The 20,716-nt window shown below is 61.8% G+C and carries 13 protein-coding genes; 4 read left to right on the plus strand and 9 right to left on the minus strand.

Annotated features, from left to right (window positions below; translation table 11 throughout):
* Positions 1-80: 80 nt before the first annotated feature.
* Positions 81-749, minus strand: a complete 669-nt coding sequence (locus tag FM101_RS04635; RefSeq protein WP_086996147.1) for a response regulator — start codon at positions 747-749, stop codon at positions 81-83.
* Complete coding sequence (locus FM101_RS04640; protein WP_086996151.1) at positions 715-2,541, minus strand: sensor histidine kinase; 1,827 nt, start codon at positions 2,539-2,541, stop codon at positions 715-717. The genes FM101_RS04635 and FM101_RS04640 overlap by 35 nt, the downstream gene beginning before the upstream one ends.
* Positions 2,542-2,726: 185 nt before the next feature.
* Here FM101_RS04640 and FM101_RS04645 point away from each other — a divergent pair, with 185 nt between their 5' ends.
* From FM101_RS04645 to FM101_RS04655, 3 genes are read left to right on the plus strand one after another with little or no spacing between them, the layout of a single operon-like run.
* Positions 2,727-3,755 (plus strand): Bug family tripartite tricarboxylate transporter substrate binding protein, encoded by a 1,029-nt coding sequence (locus tag FM101_RS04645; RefSeq protein ID WP_086996154.1) that lies wholly within the window; start codon positions 2,727-2,729, stop codon positions 3,753-3,755.
* Positions 3,752-4,264: a tripartite tricarboxylate transporter TctB family protein gene (locus FM101_RS04650; RefSeq protein ID WP_086996157.1), complete on the plus strand. Its 513-nt coding sequence runs from the start codon at positions 3,752-3,754 to the stop codon at positions 4,262-4,264. The genes FM101_RS04645 and FM101_RS04650 overlap by 4 nt, the downstream gene beginning before the upstream one ends.
* Positions 4,265-4,270: 6 nt before the next feature.
* The gene (locus FM101_RS04655) at positions 4,271-5,785 is read left to right on the plus strand and encodes a tripartite tricarboxylate transporter permease (RefSeq protein WP_086996160.1); all 1,515 of its coding nucleotides are present in this window, start codon (positions 4,271-4,273) and stop codon (positions 5,783-5,785) included.
* A 133-nt stretch (positions 5,786-5,918) separates the two neighbouring features.
* Here FM101_RS04655 and FM101_RS04660 read toward each other — a convergent pair whose 3' ends face one another.
* The gene (locus tag FM101_RS04660; protein WP_342744362.1) at positions 5,919-7,295 is read right to left on the minus strand and encodes a D-arabinono-1,4-lactone oxidase; all 1,377 of its coding nucleotides are present in this window, start codon (positions 7,293-7,295) and stop codon (positions 5,919-5,921) included.
* A 217-nt stretch (positions 7,296-7,512) separates the two neighbouring features.
* Between FM101_RS04660 and FM101_RS15535 the strand changes: the two genes are divergently transcribed.
* Positions 7,513-8,421: an HIRAN domain-containing protein gene (locus FM101_RS15535; protein WP_143269208.1), complete on the plus strand. Its 909-nt coding sequence runs from the start codon at positions 7,513-7,515 to the stop codon at positions 8,419-8,421.
* Between the two features lie 70 nt (positions 8,422-8,491).
* Here FM101_RS15535 and FM101_RS15830 read toward each other — a convergent pair whose 3' ends face one another.
* From FM101_RS15830 to FM101_RS04695, 6 genes are all read right to left on the minus strand, one after another.
* Positions 8,492-8,842, minus strand: coding sequence for a hypothetical protein (locus FM101_RS15830; protein ID WP_198962425.1), 351 nt, complete (start codon positions 8,840-8,842; stop codon positions 8,492-8,494).
* A gap of 1,042 nt (positions 8,843-9,884) precedes the next feature.
* Positions 9,885-12,203: an AAA family ATPase gene (locus tag FM101_RS04675; protein ID WP_158225938.1), complete on the minus strand. Its 2,319-nt coding sequence runs from the start codon at positions 12,201-12,203 to the stop codon at positions 9,885-9,887.
* On the minus strand, positions 12,200-15,418 hold the full coding sequence (locus FM101_RS04680; protein ID WP_086996172.1) for a type I restriction endonuclease subunit R: 3,219 nt from the start codon (positions 15,416-15,418) through the stop codon (positions 12,200-12,202). Before FM101_RS04680 ends, FM101_RS04675 begins: the two co-directional genes overlap by 4 nt.
* A 216-nt stretch (positions 15,419-15,634) precedes the next feature.
* Positions 15,635-16,795 carry a restriction endonuclease subunit S gene (locus tag FM101_RS04685; RefSeq protein ID WP_086996176.1) on the minus strand — a complete coding sequence of 387 codons (1,161 nt, stop codon included), beginning with the start codon at positions 16,793-16,795 and terminating at the stop codon, positions 15,635-15,637.
* A complete protein-coding gene (locus FM101_RS04690; RefSeq protein ID WP_086996180.1) occupies positions 16,792-18,405 on the minus strand; it encodes a type I restriction-modification system subunit M in 1,614 nt (537 codons plus the stop codon). The genes FM101_RS04685 and FM101_RS04690 overlap by 4 nt, the downstream gene beginning before the upstream one ends.
* Complete coding sequence (locus tag FM101_RS04695; RefSeq protein WP_086996183.1) at positions 18,405-20,480, minus strand: hypothetical protein; 2,076 nt, start codon at positions 20,478-20,480, stop codon at positions 18,405-18,407. The genes FM101_RS04690 and FM101_RS04695 overlap by 1 nt, the downstream gene beginning before the upstream one ends.
* Between the last annotated feature and the right edge of the window lie 236 nt (positions 20,481-20,716).

Raw genomic sequence — 20,716 nt, forward strand, 5'->3', positions numbered from 1 at the left:
CCCTTGAACCAGTTTCGTAACTGACCCCCGTGAGCCGTTCGAACTCCGGGGAGAGTCGGATCAACACGAAGTGGGTATCCTCACACGCCGAATTCAGTGCGGGCGTAGCGGTGTTCGGGACGCCCGGTGTTGCCATACTGCAAATGGATCTCGACTGTTCCGTCTTCCACCAGCGCGGAGAGGTACCGCTGGGCGGTGGCCCGGGATACGCCGACTTGTTGGGCCACGGCGATGGTGGAACATTGCCGGCCGGGTTCCAACGCCTCCAGCACGGCAGCCTCCGTTGCACTCCGTGCGTGGCTGGGCCCTGCTCCCATGGTGGGGCTCAAGGAACGGATGGCGCGTTCAATCGTGTCCTGATCAACACCCTGATTTCCTGTCAGGAGGCGCCGATAGCGCGCGTAGCCGCGGAGCCGTTGACTCAACTGCTCGGCGGCAAAGGGCTTGATCAAATACCCGATGGCACCGCGACGTATCGCCTGCCGCACGGAGGATGCCTCCGCTGCGGCGCTGAGGATGAAGACATCGGTGTCCAGCGTCTGTAGGAGGTCCAGGCCCAGAGCATCCGGAAGGTAGACGTCCAGCAACACGAGATCGGGATGTTGGGCGGCTACAGCCAGCCGTGCCTGATCCGCGGTTCCGACGGGGTCCAAAGCGGTGAACCCGGGAACCGTATTCACGTAGGTGGCGTGGAGCTTGGCCACATGGAAGTCATCATCGACGATGAGTACGCGCAGATCCTTGCTCATGCCATCCTTCCAACGGTGGGGTCTTCTTATGCTCCACGGTACCGGGAAGCCGAGCACAGAACACGGCTCCCGGGCCGCCCGGGCTACCCTCCTCGGCAAGCCAGACTTCTCCGCCGCGGTCGCGGGCGATCTGCCGGCATAAGGGGAGCCCGACCCCCTGCCCATGCGTCGCCAGGGGAGTGGACGCCGCCGTCGTGAAGTCCCCCTCGAAAATACGTTCTGCCTCTGCCGTGCCGTCGCCGGAGTCCGCCACCACCAAATGGAGTGTCCCGCCGTCGTCCGTCAGCTCGTCAAGGACCTCCACTTCGACCCAGCGTTCCGCGTTGCTGCCGTGCACGGCAGCATGGATGGCATTGTCGATGAGGTTGCCAATGACCGTCGTGACGTCATGGGCCGCCGTCACCCGGCCGCGCACGTTCGTCTCCGGTCCGATGCGCAGGTGAATGCCACGTTCGGCGGCTTCAACGCTTTTCGCGCCGATGAAGGCCCGCAGATATTGGTCCGTGAGCAGTTCCGCCTGTTCCATGGGGAATTTCAGCGGTCCGGTCGCGAGAATCCCGCCGACATACTCTTCCGCCTGCCGGTGTTCGCCAATGCCCAGCAGTCCGGAGACCGTGTGGAGTCGATTGGCGAATTCGTGCCGTTGTGCGCGCAGCGCCGTTGTCATGGCACTGACCGCCTGCAGCTGACGCGTGAGGGACTGCAGCTGAGTTCGGTCACGCAACATGATGACCGTCCCGAGGTCCTGGCCATGCCCCTGGCGCCGAACGGCCCGTGCGCTGAGGATCAACACCCGCGAATCGATCATTTGTTCAACGGAGGGGGACGTGGGGGCGGCTTCCTGCACCAGCCGCGAGAGAGAGCCCGGCAACCCTGCTTCGTCCAGCAGGCTGCCGACGGGATCCTCGTCGGCACCGAGCCCGAGAAGACTATGGGCCTCCGCGTTGAGTACGGTGATCCGGCCCTCCGCGGAAACACCAATGACCCCTTCGTCCACTCCCCGAAGGACCGCTTCCTGGTCCTGGACGAGGGCCGTGATTTCCTCGGGTTCCAACCCCAGCGTGAGTCGCCGCAACCGCCGTCCCAGCAGCCAGGATCCGAGGACGCCGATTCCCAGGGCGCTGATGGCCGTGAGCGCCACCGGGAGAATATCGCTGCGGAGGTTGGCCAGGATGTCGTCCATGGCGAACCCCACGCTGACTTCACCCACCACCGTGGTCTGCGAATCCGGGGCATAGATGGGGACCTTCGCGCGGGCTGATAAACCCAGGGTTCCGCGCTCTTGATTGGTGACTTCGTATCCGCTGAGCGCCTCCGTCGGATCGGTGCTGACCTTCTGTCCCAGTTGTTCGGGGTTGGGGTGGGTGAGCCGGATGCCTTCATCATCGGTGATCACCACGAACAGGGCACCGGTGCGGGCGCGGAGATCCTTCGCCAGCGGGACCAGGGGCCCGTTGGACAGCCTGCTATGTGGCACCTGGGCAATGTTGGCGGCAGTGAGCTCGGCGACTTCGGCGCGGACGTCGCTGAAGGCCGCAACGGTCCGGGCGACCGAGAGGGCCCGGTGCTCAGCTTCTTGGCCCAAATGCTGATAGGTCAGCCACCCATGCACCGAGGCGGTGACCACGACGACGAGGAAAACGACGGTGAGCTGCAGGAACAGGGTCTGGGCAGCAAAGTTCCGTCCCGGAAGGTGGACCCGCCAGGGTTTCCGCCGTGGCCGCGCAGGCTCATCCCGGAGGGGCGCGGCAGGGCGGCAGGTCTGGTCCACGGGTTCCGTGCGCGGGCTCATCGCACTCCCTCCTTGGGCTTGGATGGCGTGAACAGAATGAGCAGAAGCCATTCAACGAGCAGTATGCGCCGTATGTCGAACAAGCCTCCACAGTGATCTGGACCACTATAGCGTTGGCTTCGACACGTCAGCAGTAGTGGCTGCCGTGCCAACACATCGCACCCGCATCGAAGAGGACGAACATCATGAAGACACCGAAGAACGTCTCCAGAAAACGCCGGCTGGCCCAGTGGGGCGCACCATTCGCCGTGGGGTTGTTGGCACTGACCAGCTGCAGCGGAAACAGCGGAAGTGGTAGCGGCGAGGCTGCTGACGACTACCCCACGGAAGCCATCGAAATCATGGCCCCTGCCGACCCGGGCGGCGGCTATGACATGACGGCCCGCTCGATCGGACGGGCCCTGACCGAAGGCGGCGTGACCGACAACGGCAGCGACGTCTACAACGTCCCGGGCGGTTCAGGGACGATCGGCCTGACACAGTTCGTCGGCGAAAATGCCGGCGACCCGCACCAGCTGATGGTCATCGGCAAGATCCTGGTCGGCGCCATCGAGCAGACCGATTCGCAGGTGGACCTGGGGAACACGACGCCGATTGCCCGCCTGACGGCCGAATATGAAGCCATTGCGGTATCGGCTGATTCGAAGTATGAGACCTTTGAACAGCTGATGAAGGACTTCAAGGCCGATCCGGGCAGTATCGCTTGGGGTGGCGGCTCCGTGGGCGGTGTGGACCAGATCATGGTGGCCCAGTTGGCCGAAGCAGCCGATATCGACCCGGACAAGATCAACTACATCCCCTACTCCGGGGGCGGCGAGCTGACTCCGGCGATTCTTTCCGGAGATGTCACCGTTGCGGCCTCCGGCCTGGCCGAGTTCTCGGATCAGGTGGATGCCGGTGAAATGCGTTTGCTGGCGGTTTCCAGCGAGGAACCCATCGATGGCGTTGATGCCCCGACCGTCATCGATGCCGGGTACGACGTGTCCATCGCCAACTGGCGCGGTGTTGTTGCGCCTCCGGAAATCTCCGATGAGCAACGCGACGCCGTCGTCTCCTCCATCGAGGACATGCGGGATACCGACGAATGGCAGGAGACCCTCGAAACCAATAACTGGGAGGACTACCTGATGACCGGCGACGAATTCGGGGACTACCTTGAGCAGGAAGACCAGGACATCTCCAAGACCCTGAAGGATCTGGGGATCGTCGAGTGACCCAGGGCAGCACCGACTCCGCGCTTCTCTCGCGTGGGAAGTTCGGAACCAGGATCGCCGCCGCGGTGATAGTTATCGGCGCCTCGGTGGTCCTGGTCACGGCTTTCCAGATCGGTTCCAGAGGCGGATTCGGACCACAGAAACCAGGCTTCTTCCCCATCATCGTGGGTGTCGGTCTGGTGGTTTTCGGCTTGGCATTCCTGGTCAGGACGACGGTGAAACCAGACTATTCGCTGCGCGAGCAAGCCGACGAAGGGCACGCAGAGACGCGCTGGCGAACCCTCTGGACCGTCATCGTCTGTCTGGTCATCTACGCCGTCATCCTCAAGCCCGTGGGCTACATCCTGGCGACCGTCCTCTTCTTCTTCGCGGTTGCGTGGATTGGTGGAAGCCGCCAGTGGATCCGCGACATCATCGTCGCCGTCCTGTTTTCCGTCATCATCTACCTCGGCTTCACGGAATTGCTCGGCGTGCGGCTGCCAGCCGGACTATTGGAAGGGGTGGGCTAAGCACTCATGGATGCTTTCTCCGAACTGGCGAACGGCTTCGCCAATGCTTTTCAACTGCAGTACCTGCTCTTTGCCGCCGTCGGCGTCACCATCGGCACCCTGGTCGGTGTCCTACCGGGAATCGGCCCCGCGCTGGCCCTGTCCCTGCTGCTGCCACTGACCTATGGCTTCGACCCCACCGGCGCCCTGATCATTTTCGCGGGAATCTACTACGGGTCCCTGTATGGCGGGGCCATCACGTCCATTCTGCTCAACACCCCCGGTGAGGCAGGGTCGGTGGCGACGGCGATCGACGGATACCCGATGGCCAAGGCCGGACGTGCCGGTCCCGCCCTGGCCACGGCCGTGATGGGCTCCTTCTTCGCCGGCATCATCTCCACCCTGGGTCTGACCTTCCTGGCACCAGTGGTGGCCAACCTCGCCAAATCGTTCCAAGCCACCGACTACTTCGCCTTGATGGTGCTCGCCTTCGTCTCCGTGACCGCCCTGGTGGGAACCTCCATCATCCGGGGCATGATCAGTCTCTTCGCGGGACTTTTCGTCGGACTGATCGGGCTGGACTTCCTGACCGGGCAACAGCGATTCACCTTCGGCGCCCCGGAGCTGCTCGGGGGCGTCGACATCGTCGTCGTGGTGATTGGGCTCTTCGCGATCGGGGAGGCACTCTACGGGCTGGCGCGGCTCCAGGTGGCGAAGGAGGAAAAGGTTGAGTTCTCGGGTCGGATCTGGCTGAACAAAGCCGAACGCAAGCGGGTGTGGAAGCCCTGGATCCGCGGGGGCTTCCTCGGTTTCATCTTCGGCTCCATGCCCACTGGCGGCTCCGAGGTGCCGACCTTTCTGTCCTATAACCTGGAAAAGCGGCTCTCCAAGCACAAGGACGAGTTCGGCAAGGGCGCCATCGAAGGCATCGCCGGGCCGGAAGCAGCCAACAACGCATCCTTCTCCGGTGTTCTGGTGCCACTGCTGACGCTGGGCATCCCCACCTCGGCGACGGCAGCGATCATCCTGTCGGCCTTCCAGATCTACAACATCCAACCCGGACCACAGCTGTTCGAGACCTCGCCCGACCTGGTCTGGACGCTGATCGCCTCGTTATTCATCGGCAACATCATGCTGCTGGTCATCAACCTGCCGCTGGTCAAGGTGTGGATCAAGATCCTCGAAATACCGAAGGAACTGCTCTTCTCGGGCATCCTGGTGTTCGGCGTCCTGGGGGTGTATTCCATCTCCAGCAGCCTGATCGACGTGTTGATCGTCTGCGCGATCGGCATCGCGGGCTTCTTCATGCGGGTCTACGACTTCCCGGTGGCTCCCGCCATTCTGGGGGCCATCCTCGGCCCCATGATGGAAACCCAGATGCGACGTGCACTCTCGATCAGCCATGGTGACTTCTCGGTCTTCGCCACCCGTCCACTCACCGTCGTGCTGCTGCTGATCGCCGTCGCCGTGCTGGTCCTGCCATCAGTGCTGGCAAAAGTCCTTCCGAAGCGGAGCGACGCCGACAAGGTGGGTGCCGAGTAAGGAGGAGGGCATTGACCGATACCCACGACCGCACTGCCCACACCTGGCCAAACTCCAGATGTGGGCAGTGCGGTCCGTCGTTGAGTGCTCGCTATTTCGATGGAAGCACCGGGCAAATAGGAATGGAGGCCAGTTAGGCTCCGAGCACGCGCCGTAAATAAGGATTCAACAGCGTCCCCGTCGGGTCGGTTTCGTCCCGCACCGCAGTGAATCGTTCGAATTCCGGGTAGACACCCGAAAGATACCCGGCATCGCGGGAGTGGAGCTTCCCCCAGTGCGGCCTGCCACCGTGGGCGATGAACACCTGCTCGACGTGCTGCAGGAATTCCTGGTGCGGTTCCCGGGCGTAGCGGTGGACCGCGAAGTAGACCGACTGACGTCCGGCCGAGGTTCCCATCCAGGTGTCGTCCGCCGCCGACGTGCGCACCTCAATGGGGAAGCTGATCGGTTCCCGGTACCCTTCGATCGCCGACTTGAGCTCGGCGAAGACCTCGCCGAACGCCTCCAGCGGCAGCGAGTACTCCATCTCGCGGAACCTCACCCGTCGCGGAGTGACAAACACCTTATGGGGCACATCCGTGTAATCACGGGCCGCCAGGGTCTTCGCGGCAAGGCGGTTCAACGGCGGGACCAATGCCGGGACACGGGATCCTGCCGCGCACATCAGCCCGTAGGCCCCGTTGCCCAGTAGTTCATCGTCGAGCAGGCGGGAGATGGGGCTAACCGGGTGTCGCGGAGCGTCGACCGGCAGCCGGGTGTTGGTCTTGGCCAACGCGGTCTCGGTATGGGGGAACCAATAGAACTCGAGGTGGTCTTCGGTCGCGGAGCGTTCGAGGAAGGACTCGATCATTCCCACCAACGGTTCGGGCTTCTCGACGGCCCGCAGTTGGAATGCCGGCAGGCAACGCAGCGTGGCTGCCAGCACGACGCCGATGGCCCCGAGCCCGACCCGTGCCGCTTGGAACAGCTCGGGTCGTTCGGTCGCCGAACATTCGACGATCGACCCATCGGGCAGAGCGAGCCGCAGCCACGTCACCAGGCCGGAGAACCCGGTGAACGCCAACCCGGTGCCATGGGTCGAGGTGGCCAGCGAGCCGGCCAGCGACTGGTGGTCGATATCGCCCATATTGGGCAACGCCAAGCCATGCGGGGCGAGTAGCTCCGCGACATTGAACAGCCGGGTCCCTCCGAGCAGGGTCGCCTCGCCGGTGGCCGGGTCCACATGCTCAAGCCCTTGCATCCGGTCCAGACCGACCAGGACTCCGTTGGTCGCTGCGATGTCGGTGAACGAGTGCGCCCCTCCCACGACCTTCACCTGTCGTCCCTGGGCCGTGGCCCGGGCCAACACGGTGGCGACATCGAATTCTGTGCGGGGGAGTACGACGGCGGAGGGCTGGCTGACCGCGCTGGCTGACCAGTTCCGCCATTTCCACCGTTCAGACCGAACGTATACACCCTCTGGAAGGCCATGTTCTCTGTGGCGTAGGGGCCGTTTCGCGCGGATGGCTATTCCTTAGTCGGAAATGGAACGGACTTACTATTTGACGAAGTCGGTCCATATCTATTGCGGACTCGAAAACTCTTGTTGTCGGCGAAATCAGGAAACGTATAGTCGAGAGGAACCGAAAGCTGTGGGAAGAGCTGTTCTTGGAGATGGCACGACCGGACTATCGGGGTGATTGGACGCGCTCTGGACGAAATTGGGGAGAGCGGCAGATACTTTGAGCATGGAACAAGCTCCAGCCCCGGTCAGTGGGCACAGGTGGTCATATCCGTTATTGGGACAAACTTGGGGTGACTCCTACGATGCTGCTGGCGGCTGGGCCTACCCAGATCACGTCCGGATGATATTGAATCGTCCCTTCACAAAAGAAGGAATTGCGGCCGACGTTGAAGGAATCTTGGTTGATGAGCCCTTTAATCCTCACGACAAACACGCGGTCGCCATATTTTGCGAAGGTCTTATTGTCGGTTATTTGCCGCGTATCGTGGCGCGTGATCATGCTGAAACCGTCCGCGAGCTTAGGAGACTCGGCTGGGCCCCGACTATCTCCGTTGGTTTATGGGGTGCGCTTCGCACTGACACTGGTGACGCTCGCGGAAAGGCACTGTCGCCCTCAAGAACCGTATCGAACGTTCGAATAGGGGTTCCTGGATACGGAGAAGAAACTGTGCCGGCCAATGATCTTCCAGGGCCATGTTTACTCATTCCTGGTGGGCGCGGCCAATCGTTGGCGAAGTTCGGACGTGACGAAGTGCAACTTCGGAAATTTACAACTAAGTTTGGAAGAAGATGCACTCTATTCACCGAGTTGTTCCCCGGACTAGGAGGGCCGCTAAAGCGGGATAGGTGCCTTAGAGCCACTATTGGCGATGAGGATATAGGAATCCTGACAATACAGGCCACTAGCGAGCTTGAGCCGTATCTTGGTGAAGGAAGCCGGGTTGCAATCCAGGCACAGTTCGACGGCAGCGTCACCGGAGCAGGTGTCTATGTATCGTTCAATGGGCTGGCTTTCTCGGATGCAGAGCCCGTCAAATATGCCTCTCGATCAAGCCAATACCCACAGGAGCCGCATTTAGTGAAGAGTTTCGATGAACTGCAGCGCCCAGAGCGGTTTGTCACTTCTGGATAGCGTTCGGCAGATTAGGGGTTGCACAACTTCGCTGATGGACTCGAGCCTTGGGCCGTATTCCAAAGAGTCTCTACGAAGAACTCTGAAGGAAGGCCATTCCCTCGCAGCGGTAGGTGGGCCATTCATCGATGATCTCGCCGTTGCTGTAGACGAGGACGGAGTTAAGGCGCTCGCAGGGTTCGCCTGCCTTGGCATGGCAGAAGGAGACGGGATCGCCGACGCTCAGTCCGGCGGCTGCGGGACCGGTGAGTGGTGGCCGGACTTCGCTCGGTCCCTCGGGTGGGGCGTAGCGCAGGCCTTCGGGCCAGATGGGGACCGGCAGGCGGTCTTTACCGGGAGGTCCGGAAGCGACCCAGCCACCGCCGAGAACGGTGACAGTGTCGGTGGTGGAACGGCGGACGACATCGAGGAGCAGGTGCAACGCCGGGGCCGGGCGGAAACTGCGCTAGTGCTGGAAGAGTTCGGGCCCGTAGAATCCGCTGCCCGCAGCAACCTCGGTGACCGTGGCCTCGGCGCTGGTGGATTCGATGGAGCCGGTGCCGCCACCGTTGACGAATTCCAAGTCCGCCCAGTTCGCGCAGCGCCGAGACGACTTCGCCCCGCCACTGGGCGATGTCCCGTTTCGATAGGGCCTGCAGCGCACGGACAGCGAGCCCTCGGGGTGTGCAGGCGCCGTTGGCGACCCCGGCAACTAGCCATTCATACATAGTGACTCCCACCAGGCTCACGCCTGCACGTTCGCAAGCGCGAACCATGGCGACGGTTTGTTCGACCGTGGTGATGGGAGGAGTGGGCCGGCCCGACCTTGAGCTTGGTGGATAGCGTCCCGGTGCGATGACGCACCGGGGCATAGGAGACGTCGATCTCGAGGCAGACTCGGGGCCGCGCTCTAGTTGGGATGTTGCAGGACCGAGCGACGTTGCGGAGGATCTCCAGTTGCTCGGTGGAGTCGAGCATGACCGTGACATGTTCACTGACCTCCGATCGCAGAAGTTGCCTCAGCGCTCCGCGATCAGCTGTCGGATAAGCAACGACGATGTATTGAATCCCGTTCGCGCGGCCAGCCATAGGGTTTCCGGGAGCGAGAATGCCAGAACACCGGAATACCACGGCTTGGTCAAGGCCGCCTCGAGGGCACCGGGAATACGAAGCGACTTGGATGCTATACGGATCGTCGTCCCGGCGGCACGGACAGACATTGCCGCGGCGTCGGCATGGAAATCGTCCAAGTCCAGCAGCGCTACGGTGCGGGTACCGAGCCCAGCCTCAGTGAGGGCGCGTAGGTACAGCTGAAAACGGGGCGCGCCTGCGACGCCGTTTTGGATAACATGATTTATGACGTTCTTGCCTTCATGGGTACGGTCTTGTCTGCTTGATCCGGGTCGAGGTTGTCCTGTTTGTCTTCCGGCATATGTGCCAACTAGCTCCGTGATCCGTATTCGCGAAGGTATTGGGCCCCAGTGCTACGTTTTGATTTGCCCACGAGCGGCTGCTAGATCACGACCTGTGAGGATATCTTTCGGATCGATGCCGACAGCTTTGGCCAGGCCAGTGAAGTGGGTTTCGTCGCAAGCCCGCATAAATGCCATAACGCCCTTAACCGAAGGGAGTAAGGCCATCTCCACACCGGTTGATGACGGGTCTGGTGCTGAGCGGTGAGACTGATTGTGGAGGAAGGTCTTTACTTGATTGGCTACGCCGCTGCTAATCCCGGTCGGAATACATAGTGCAAATCGACTGCCGAAGTTCGATGCCTGCGGTGCTTTGAATGCGAGGAACCCCTCTATGAGCCGCCGCGCGGCATTGCCAACCACGGGTAGGTTCTCGTCGTCGAGCCCTGCACAGGCTTCCGCAACCCTGCGGAATAGGTAAACGTATTCTGAAGGCGCGCTTAGTATCTTTTCTGGGAACGCTCTTATAGTAATTTCGTTGGAATCCGCTCCGACGATTTGAGAACTTCGGATCTCTAGGACTCGATGGGCTGGCACCGTTCCAGCGCCATCAGGTGCATCAGGTTCGTCGTTTTCATTCGAATTTTGCGCTCGTAGTTGAAGCTGGAAGAAGTCGAAACTGTGGGTGAGGAGAATTCGCTGACGCACTCCATCAAGTTGTTGATCCAACCACGCTGAAGTCGCGAAAACATTCTCTCTATCGAGGCTAGTGGAGGGGTCGTCAATTACGACAGTGGCATTTTTCCGGTCGAAGTTGTCATCGTCAAGAGTCCGAATAAAGTAAACAAGCGCCAAAATGCGCTGCTCGCCTTCGGAAAGGAACTTTGCTGGTCCATCTTCCCTGACGGCTTGATATCCCGAGCCGTCACTTGTCGGTTGAATCGTGAGGGTCGTTTTTCCAAAGATCGTATGGAGATCGTCGGTCAGCTGCGCTGCCATCTCCGAGGTATTTAGGCGGCGCGCCTCGATTGCCTTCAGCTTGCTAGCGCAAGATTCGGACTGCGCGTTCACCAGTTCCAAAGCGCTAGCGACCCTAGCCAGTCGATTCTCAGCGGCCGTCAAGTCGCTTTGATGAAAGGCTGCGGCGTGGAGGGCCAATTCATCTACAGCCTTATTTTGCACGGCCGAATAGTCCGTTCGTTCAGTTTCGTGTCGTTCGACACATGCAGCGAGTTCCGCTAGAAAGTCTTGGCTTCGCATATTTGGGCTCGCGAGTGATTCGTCATAAGACAGGTTCGTGGCCTTGGTTTCGCAAGCACTTTGGATTTCCCTGAGAGACGCCGTTGTTTCCACAACGAAGGCTTTCGCCGAGTCGACAGCCGATGCCCATTTCTCACTTTCAGCAGCAATGATGCCGGAGGGGGCTGAAAGCTCTCTTATCCATTGATCGAGCGCATGGCTGGCGTCAGCGCAACTGCTGGCCAGCGCTTCGGCATCAGCCCGGATCTGTGCGTTGCCATTCTTGAAGTAGGTAGTTAATCGAACCAGCAATGATTCAGGCATGTCGGAACCGCAGAATTTGCAATCGTCGTTGTTTTCGTGGTGTGCAATTCCACTTTGGACCCATGCAGCCAACGCTAGATCGCCGTCGAGTTCAGGGAACTCGCTTTCGCTCTGCCTACGGGCAATGATCAGGCGGGCTCGATTTGTGAAGTCACGGACATCCACGAGCGGCATGCTTGGAGGCGAGATGGCCTCCAGCGCGGCCTGTGAGAGCGTTCTCATATGTTGACGGGCTGTCTCTCTCGAGAGACGGACCGCCCGTGGGTTGTCCAAAAGGGCGCGTGCCTTAGTCGTTGTAAAACTGTTCGAATTGAATCTTGCGCCGTCGTAGGTGCCTAGAAATTCGATAACGAGCTCTTTGGTAGCGCTTATGGCCTTTTTGCGATTGGCGATACCGGCGAGTTGATCGCTTTCTAGCCCCGCTTTCCAGATGTCGTTTCGTGCCACCAATTTGGCAAGGAGCCGGCTCTCTGCTTCATCGTCGACCGCAACTTTGCCGAGTTTGATGATCGGGGCTGTCGGGCCGCTGCCCGAGACGAACTCTCGAAGATTCTCGTGAACAAAATCAGAATTGAAAACCCAAACACGGTGACTCTCAAAAGGCGCTCCTTGAGTCAACCTTTGCGTGTCGGTATCCGTTACCAATGTTGTTTTTGAAGGGGCTCCAACAGTTCCAAGCTGTCGAAGCAATTCGGAAATAGTGGACTTTCCAGATCCATTCGCACCGAATATGAGCGTATAGGCGCCGAAATACGATTGGTCGCCTCCTACATGCGGAGATTGGGCGAGAGTCCGAAAATTCTCGACATGGGCTATGTGTTGGATCACTGATTTTCCCCTTCGATGAATTCCGTGCAGTGCAGGCTCTGAGTCTCCATTTGTTCAATGACGAGCTTTATCGCTTCGGGTTGCTTATCCGGTGGGTAACCGTTGATCACGAGGAGCCGCTTGATCGAGGAGCGGAGCTTGGCCCGCACATCCTCGCGGACGGTCCAGTCCGTGCGCACATCGCGGCGCATGATCGCCACCAGCTGGCGGGCGATCTCCGCCAGGACTCCTTCGCCCTGGATTTCGACGGCTGATTCATTGAGTGCCACGGCGTCGTAGAACGCCAGTTCGTCTTCGTTCAGAGGGGGAGTGAAACGCTGACCGCGCTGGGATTCCTGGGCAACTTCCTTCGCCAGTTCGACCAGCTCGGCGATGACTTCGGCCGACGTCAATTGCTGGTTGGTGTACTTATTCATCAGTTCGGTGATCCGCTCCGAGAACGCCCGCTGCCGGATGGTGTTGTGCTTGGTCGATTTCGCCGACTCGTCGGCCACGAGTTTGCGCAATGCCTCGATGGCCAGCTGCGGGTTGCGGGCCTTCTGTGTCTTGGCGATGAACTCCGGGGTGAGATCACTCAGCGATGGCTTGGACATGCCGGCCGCTTCATAGATGTCCAGCACCTCCCCGGTGGCGTCCGTCGCGGAGGCGATGAGTTGCCCGAGCATCCGCTGGATCTCCTCGGGTACCGGTTCGCCGCGGGACTGGCGGTCCTGGGCGTCATACTTGCCCATCCAGACGCGAATCTCCTCATACACCTGAATGTCAGCGCGAAGGTCCTCCAACCTGCCTGAGCCCGTGCACAGGGCCCATGCGCGGGCGAGTTGGCCGGCCGTTTGCCGGTACAACACCGCCAGCGTCGGGGCGTCGTCCGCGGGGGAGTTGCCCTCGGTCGTCGGGTCGCGGAGGTAGTTCACGGCCCCGGTGATGGCGTTCAGGAAGGACTTCGGCCCCGGCTTGGCCAGCACCGCCCGCCAGTCATAGCCAGCAAGAAGCGTCTTGATCTGCTCCACCAGCTCGACGGCAAGGCCGGCGGCCTCGTCCACGTTCTTCCCGACCGGCTTCGCCTCCTGGTCGGTGCTGGAGTATTCGGCCAGGGACTTGGCCAGGTTCTCGGCCAGCGGGGCGTAGGCGACGAGCAGGCCGTCCTCCTTGCCGCGGAAGGTCCGGTTGACCCGGGCGAGGGTCTGCATCAGCAGGGCCCCCTTGAGTGGACGGTCCAGATAGAGGGTGTGCAGCGGCGGGGCATCGAAGCCGGTGAGCATCATGTCCTTGACGATCACCAGTTCCAGCTCGTCGTCCGGATCCTTGAGCCGTTCCTTGATGGTGTTGTTCAACGAGTCTCGCCGCACGTGGTTGGAGACCGGGGGGACATCGGAGGCGTTGCCGGAGTACACGACCTTGATCCGGCCCTTTTCGAGTTCGTCGGAGTGCCAGTCGGGGCGCAGCTTGATGATCTGGTCGTACAGATTCGCGCAGATTTCGCGAGTCCCGCCCACGATCATGGCCTTGCCATGCGTCGGCGAGCCGCCGGTGTCGGCGATGAACGGGGCCATGGTGTCCCGGCGGGTCCCCCAGTGCGTGACCAGATCCCGGGCAAGCTCCTCGAGCCGTTCGGGAGCCCCGTAGACGGCATTGACCACGGCCACGGACTGTTCAATCCGCGCCCGTTCGGTGTCGTCCAGCCCGGTGGTCGCCTCGTCGGCGGCCGAGTCCAGGTCATCCTGGGTCAGATCGGCGGCCAGCTGCACCTTGATCAACCGCGGTTCGAAGTAGACCGGGACGGTGGCGCCGTCCTCCACTGCCCTCGAGAGATCGTAGACGTCGATGTATTCGCCGAACACGTCCCGGGTGTTGCGGTCCTCGAAGGAGATCGGGGTGCCGGTGAAGGCGATCAGCGTGGCGTTGGGCAAGGCATCGCGCAGGTGCCGGGCGTAGCCATCGAGGTCGTCGTAGTGGCTACGGTGGGCCTCGTCGACGATGACGATGATGTTCTTCCGGTCCGAGAGCAGTGGGTGCACCGTCCCGGATTCCTTTTCCTCGGTGGTGCGGCTGAACTTCTGCAAGGTGGTGAAGTAGATGCCGCCGGTGACCCGGCCGGAGAGCTCGGTGCGTAATTCGGTACGACGGCGGATCTGCTTCGGCGTATCGGGTAGCAGCTGGGAGCGGGCGAACCCGGAGAAGAGCTGCCCGTCGAGTTCGTTGCGGTCGGTGATCACCACGACGGTGGGGTTCTTCAATGTCGGGTGGCGCATCACCCGGTTGGTGTAGAGCTCCATCTCCATGGACTTTCCCGAGCCCTGGGTGTGCCAGACGACGCCAGCCTTGCCATTGGTGCGGACCGCGTCGATGGTGGAGCCCACCGCTTTGGTGACGGCGAAGTACTGGTGCGGTTTGGCGATGCGCTTGAGCAGCCCCTCGGCGCCGCCGTCGAAGGCGGTGAAGGAGTGCAGCAGCTGCAGGAAACGGGTGGGGTTGTAGAGTCCGGCCAGCGCGGTTTCGATGGGAAGCACCGCATCCCCGTCCACGGTGTGTCCGGGCGGGATTGGCTCGCCGTCGTCGTCCACGTTCCAGGGGGAGAAGTGGTTCAGCGGGGTGAACGGGGTCCCGTATTTGGCGTCGATCCCGTCGGAGGCGAACGTGAAGACGCAGAATCTGAACGCGAGCGGGAACTCACGTAGGTAGGTTTGCAGCTGGGCATGCGCGGCGGCGACGTCTGCGGCTCGGGAGCCGGCTTTCTTCAGTTCCAGAATGCTTACAGGCATCCCATTGCAATACAGTACGACGTCGAAGCGTCGCCGGTAGTCGCCTTGGACCAGGGTGACCTGGTTGACGGCGAGCCAGTCGTTGTCGGTCTCTTCGGTGCCCAGGATCCGCAGGGTCGGGTTCTGCTCGGTGCCGTCCGGATCCAGGTAGGAGATCCGGTGGCCCTCGACGAACATCCTGTGCATCCGGTGGTTTTCGGTGATCGCGTCCTGCGAGGTCGGGGCGGCGATCGCGGCGAGAGCCTGCTGCAGGTACTGCTCCGGGACGCCGGGGTTCAGCCGGCGCAAAGCGGCAAGCAGACGAGGCCGTATCAGCAGGTCGTCCCAGGTTTCCCTTTCGCCCGAGCCGGGGGCGATCTGGTCCCCGTGGGTGGGCCGCCAGTTCTGGTCGCCGAGTTGCTCGAGGACGAGGTCTTCCCAATCCGCCTCGGTGAAGCTGATTTGCAGTGTCATCCCGTTTGCCCCCGGAGACTAGATGTTGGTGTTGTTGGACTCGATGCCGTCTTCGTCGGCGTATGGCTGGACGCCGTCTTGCTTGACCGCTAGCAGGGTACCGATGTCGCCAGCCAGAAAGTTACTTTTCGTCTGACCGCCAGAGCTGTGGGTCAGTCCTGTGCCTTCCAGTCATTTACTGTATCTATCCGGCGCCGGGTACGCGCCAAGTACAGGTCATACCACTGATGCGACCATAGTCTCAGAGTCCGTGACTTTGAGACTGCCCGACATCAATTGAGGAAGCAACGTGTCGCGGATGGTGGCGAGCGTCAGTCTCTCTCGTTCGACGTTGAGGGATGCTTGCCAGAGTGTCTCCATTAGGGGAGAAATTTCTTGGCGTAAGAGGTTACCGGGCACCAGCACCGGCTCATCAAGGTGCTTGCGCTGAATGTGACCCATTGTCGTGGCCTTATCTGCCGCGATTAATTTGAAATCCTCAATTTTGTTGCGCAGAAGCTCGTAGACCAGCCAGTGAGGGTACCCATCGCGAGGAATCACTTTGAAAATGTGCTGATTCACGATGGCATCGTCGCGGAACCAGCGATGAAGTGTCAGCGAACCGGACCAGGCGAATAAGATGTCTCCCGGGCTGGCCACATGTTTATTCTCGACTTCAGCATCGCTAAAGACCGTTGAACCGCCAAGACCCGAATTTAGCTCAGCAATCCTGACAACCACTCGGCCAGTACCACTTGCGCCCTTAGTGAATGCTTTGCCGTTTACGAACTCGGCACAATCGGAGAGTGGCTGCAAATGTGCATCCGCAAGCGTGGCACGGAACTGTGCTTGCACCAAAGCGTCAATCGTGGCTAGCAGTTTCGTGTTGGTGGCGATCTTGTCGTCGAGGGAACCGAGGACTTCGGCCATCGCCATTTGCTGTGGTAAAGGAGGCAAGCGAATCCGCATGTTCTTCGCTGAACCAACGTTGAAGTGCTGCTGGACTGCTCCGACTAGCTGCGCGTCGACGAAGTTGGAACCTGCACTGTTCATGTAATAACTGAACCATCGAGCGTCGAGCTTGGGACCTGGCCGCGTGATCACGAGGTCCGAACAATTGGCTATCGGTAGGTCTTCTGGAATCACGCTCGTTGTCCCTGGCTTTCCAGTTCTGACCGTCACCACGTCACCGGGCATCAGCATGGATTTCTTTAGCTTGGCATGGAACTCGGCAGATATGTACTTGACGTTCTCAAGGTCAAGGGTATGGGCATCAACGTTAAGCGATCGAAGAAACGGGATACCCTCCTCTCTGTAGTGTTGCGCCATTGGCCCGACGTGACCGACGGTAACTTCTGTGGCCAGATCTTGGAGGGAGACCTCCTTCCAATCATTCACGAAACCCTCCCCAACTGCTCGCGCACGACCTGGGCCAACCGCTCGGACTCATCGAACTGTTCGAACAGCTCTTTCTTCAGCCGGGCGATCTTCTCTTCACTTGGTTCGCCGTCGTCCTCAATCTCCGCGGCGCCCACGTAACGACCCGGCGTGAGCGCATAGTCCGCGGTCTTGATCTCTTCCAGGGTGGCCGAATAGCAGAAGCCAGCTTCGTCGTTGAACTCGGTGCCAGCGGCGGAAGTCGAGCCGCGCCAGGCGTGGAAGGTGCCGGCGATCTTGGCGATGTCTTCGTCGGAGAGTGCGCGCTCAGCGCGGTCGACCATGTGCCCGAGCTGCCGGGCATCGATGAAGAGCACCTGCCCACTGCGGTCCACCGAACCGTGCTCGCCGGCAGCCTTGTCCTTGGAAAAGAACCACGTACACACCGGGATCCCGGTGGAACGGAACAGCTGGGTGGGCAAGGCGACCATGCAGGAGACGAGATCGGACTCGACCAGCTGGGCGCGGATCTGTCCCTCCCCGCCCGAGTTTGAGGACATGGAACCGTTCGCCATGACCACTCCGGCTGAGCCGCCCGGGGCCAATTTGGAGATGATGTGCTGGATCCACGCATAGTTGGCGTTGTTCACCGGGGGGACGCCGTAGCGCCAGCGCGGGTCAGATTCGTTGCGGGCCCAGTCCTTGATGTTGAACGGCGGGTTCGCCATCACGAAGTCGGCCTGCATCTCCGGATGCTGGTCTCTTGCGAACGTGTCGCCCCAGCGTGGGGCCAGGTTGGCGTTGAGCCCGTGGATGGCCAGGTTCATCTTCGCCATCCGCCAGGTGCGCTCGTTCAGCTCTTGCCCGTAGACCGAGATCGCGGTGCGGTCCTCGTTGTGCGCGTCGAGGAACTTCTCGGTTTGGACGAACATGCCACCGGAGCCACAGCAGGGATCGTAGACCCGCCCGTGGGTCGGTTGCAGGAGTTCGACTAGCACACGGACCACGCCGGCAGGGGTATAGAACTCACCACCGCGCTTACCCTCGGCCCGGGCGAACTTCTCCAGGAAGTACTCATACACTTCCCCGAGCAGATCGCGGGCCCGGCCGGCCCCTTGGCCGGTGAAGCGGGCGGAATTGAACAGGTCGATCAGTTCGCCCAGCCGACGCTGGTCGACGCTGTCCCGGTTGAAGATCTTCGGCAGGGTTGCCGCCAATGAGGGGTTCGCGGCCATGACCGCATCCATCGCCGCGTCGATGAGTTCGCCGATGTTCCGTGGCGGAGCCCCGTCGACGGCCGGCAGGCCCTTGGCGTTCTCGGCCAGGTATTCCCAGCGTGCATTGGCCGGAACCCAGAAAACGCCGTTGCCGGTGTATTCGTCGGTGTCGTCGATCAGCTGGGCGATCTGGCCCTCACTCATCCCGTCGGCGGCCAGCTCCTCGGCGAGCTGGGCGCGCCGTTCGGAGAAGGCATCGGATACGTACTTCAGGAACACCAGCCCCAGGATCACGTCCTTGTACTGCGAGGCATCCATGGAACCACGCAGTTTGTCGGCGGCCTTCCAGAGAGTGTCCTTGAGTTCCTTCATGGTGGACGGTGCCGTGGTGGCCTGTTTCTTCTTCGGGGGCACTACGGCCTTCCTTCCCTGGTGGGTGGTTCTTCATCAAGAGTAGCTATCACGCCGGCGGCGGCGCCGTCGAGCAGGAGAGCGGTCAGGTCATCGACCCGTTGCAGCCGGTCCAGTAGTTCGTCCCGTGTGGCCTCGACCCGGGCCAGCACGGCACCCAGCCCGGAAGCCGCCTCCGGGGTCAAGCTTCGCACAGGCCACTGACGCCAGGGGCCTCCCGGTGCGGCGTTGATGTCCGCCGCAAGGACGTCGGGGACGAGTGTCTGCTGACCGTCGCTTACCCGCAGGATCCGCGCCGGATACCGTACGACGGCGGAGCCGACGCGGTCGACCACCGCCCGCGGTCTTGGGCCGGTGCGGAAGATGATGTCGCCGGGTTCGGTCAGGGTGGCTCGCGGATATTCCGCGGCGAGGACCATTGCGTTGATGTGGCGGCCGTCGGGTCGGCTGGTGGCGGGTTCCAGATGGTCGACGCCCCAAACGAGGAAGCCTTCACGGCCAAAGGATTCCGGGTCGATGCGGGTGCCGGGAAGGTAGCAGAGCTGGTTCTTCGCCAGCAGCGTGCCGAGGCTCTGCTGGGTGCGCGTTTTGCATTGCGGCAGAGATGAATTGCCCGTTTTCGGCGCCACGTCGAAGGTAATGCCAGCGATGGCAGAGGGAAGCGGCGTCGACTCGATGGCGTCCATCGCTGACTCGAGGCGGACCATATGGTCAACGGCGGACGGTTCCGCTCCCGCCGGCGACGGCGCAGCCGGTGGAGTCGACGAAAGCGGCAAGGCCGACCCGGAGGCCAACAGCGTGGGGGTCGGGACCAGGCGGGCGAACCGGAAGGCGTGGGCCGAAATCTCCCGCCGGGTCCCCAAGGAGGCAGAGAGGTCACTGATGAGGTCCTGTCGGGCGGCGGTGTCCAAGGTCGTGGCCGAGAGATCCGCGATCATGGTCCACCGATCGGCAATGGGCACGTTCGCATGTGCCGGGCCCATGACCCAGAGTGCCATGGCCCGCCGCGGGCTGGCGGGCAGTAGCTTCTCGGGGAGTCGGACTGAGGCGCGAATGCGTCCGGTGCGCAGGATGCGCGAACGGGCGCCCTCGCCGGCGGCGCGCAGTTCGTCGGTCAACGCTTCGGCGGGGGCGAGGATGACGGCGCTGTCCCAGGTACCGAGGTGCTGGACGAAGTCCTCCAGCCTGGTGAGTACGTCCACGGCTGTGGGGGAGGGGCTGCCCGGCGCCGGGAACTGGGCGACGTGGACGATTGGGCCGCCGGTGAGGCCGGGGCCCGCCGGCCCATGGCTTCCGCCGCTGCGCAGGTGGACTTTGAGTCGACGCTCGGCCAGTCGGGTGAGTGCTGCCCCGGTGCTCTCCAGGATTGCGGCGGAGTACGCCAGCCCGAATCGACCCGGCAGGGATTCGCCAAGTTCCCGCAGGATGGCCAGCGGGATATCGCTGCCGCCAACTGAGGCATCGAGGAAGGTCGGCACGACGTCGCGGCCTTCGCCCAGTCGCAGGGCCAGCTCCACCGCAGTCCCCGCCACCAGGGCCACGGCCCCGGGTGCGAGGCGCGTCTGGGACAGCCCCAGGAATCTGCCCTGCATCGCCTGCACGATGGCTTCCATGGCGGCCTCCGGGCTGAAGGCGGCATCAATGAGGTCACCGGCCAGCTCGGACAACCCTCGCAGTTTCTCTCCCAGTGCCTCGACCTCTGAGTAGAGGTAGGTGTCGTCCGGGTCCTTCTCGTCCGCGGCATCGACGATGTCCGCCTCGTTCAGCGTCGACAGGCTCTGGCCCGCGAGGCCCTGGAGCGCGATCAGTGCCGTCGCTGACAGTGGATCGTCAATCGTCGAGATCGCGTGGATGGCCACGTCCAGCGCCGCTTCGGGATTATTGCCGCGGCCCGTCTCTGTCAGCCACCGGGCAATGTCGCCGGCGTCGAACAGCTCTTGCGCGCCGCGCGTCGATGCGGCAGCGGGAAAGTGGTGGCCCGTGGGGCTCGCACGTTTGCGCCACATGCTCACGACCGGGCGGCGGACCTGCGCTAGGTGGGCGACATCGGTGAGGGTGAGCAGTTGTTGCCGGCCCATGATGCCTCCCTGATCCCGATGTTGACGATGTCGAGTCTTGAGTCTAAGCGTCATTTGTCTCGAAGTCCCCTTGACGCTGATAAGCCCACTTATCAGCATAAATCTGTCTCGGATCGTTGCTTTTTTCTAATGTCAGTGTTGTTCCGCCGGGCTTCTGGCGGAACCGGCGGGAGTCCTCAAAGGCAATTGGGGGTGGGGCTCCCGCCACCTCTCGCACCTCGACGTAAGGCAGTCCA

Origin of the sequence: Arthrobacter rhombi (assembly GCF_900163545.1) — a bacterium.
Lineage (GTDB): Bacteria > Actinomycetota > Actinomycetes > Actinomycetales > Micrococcaceae > Arthrobacter_H > Arthrobacter_H rhombi_A.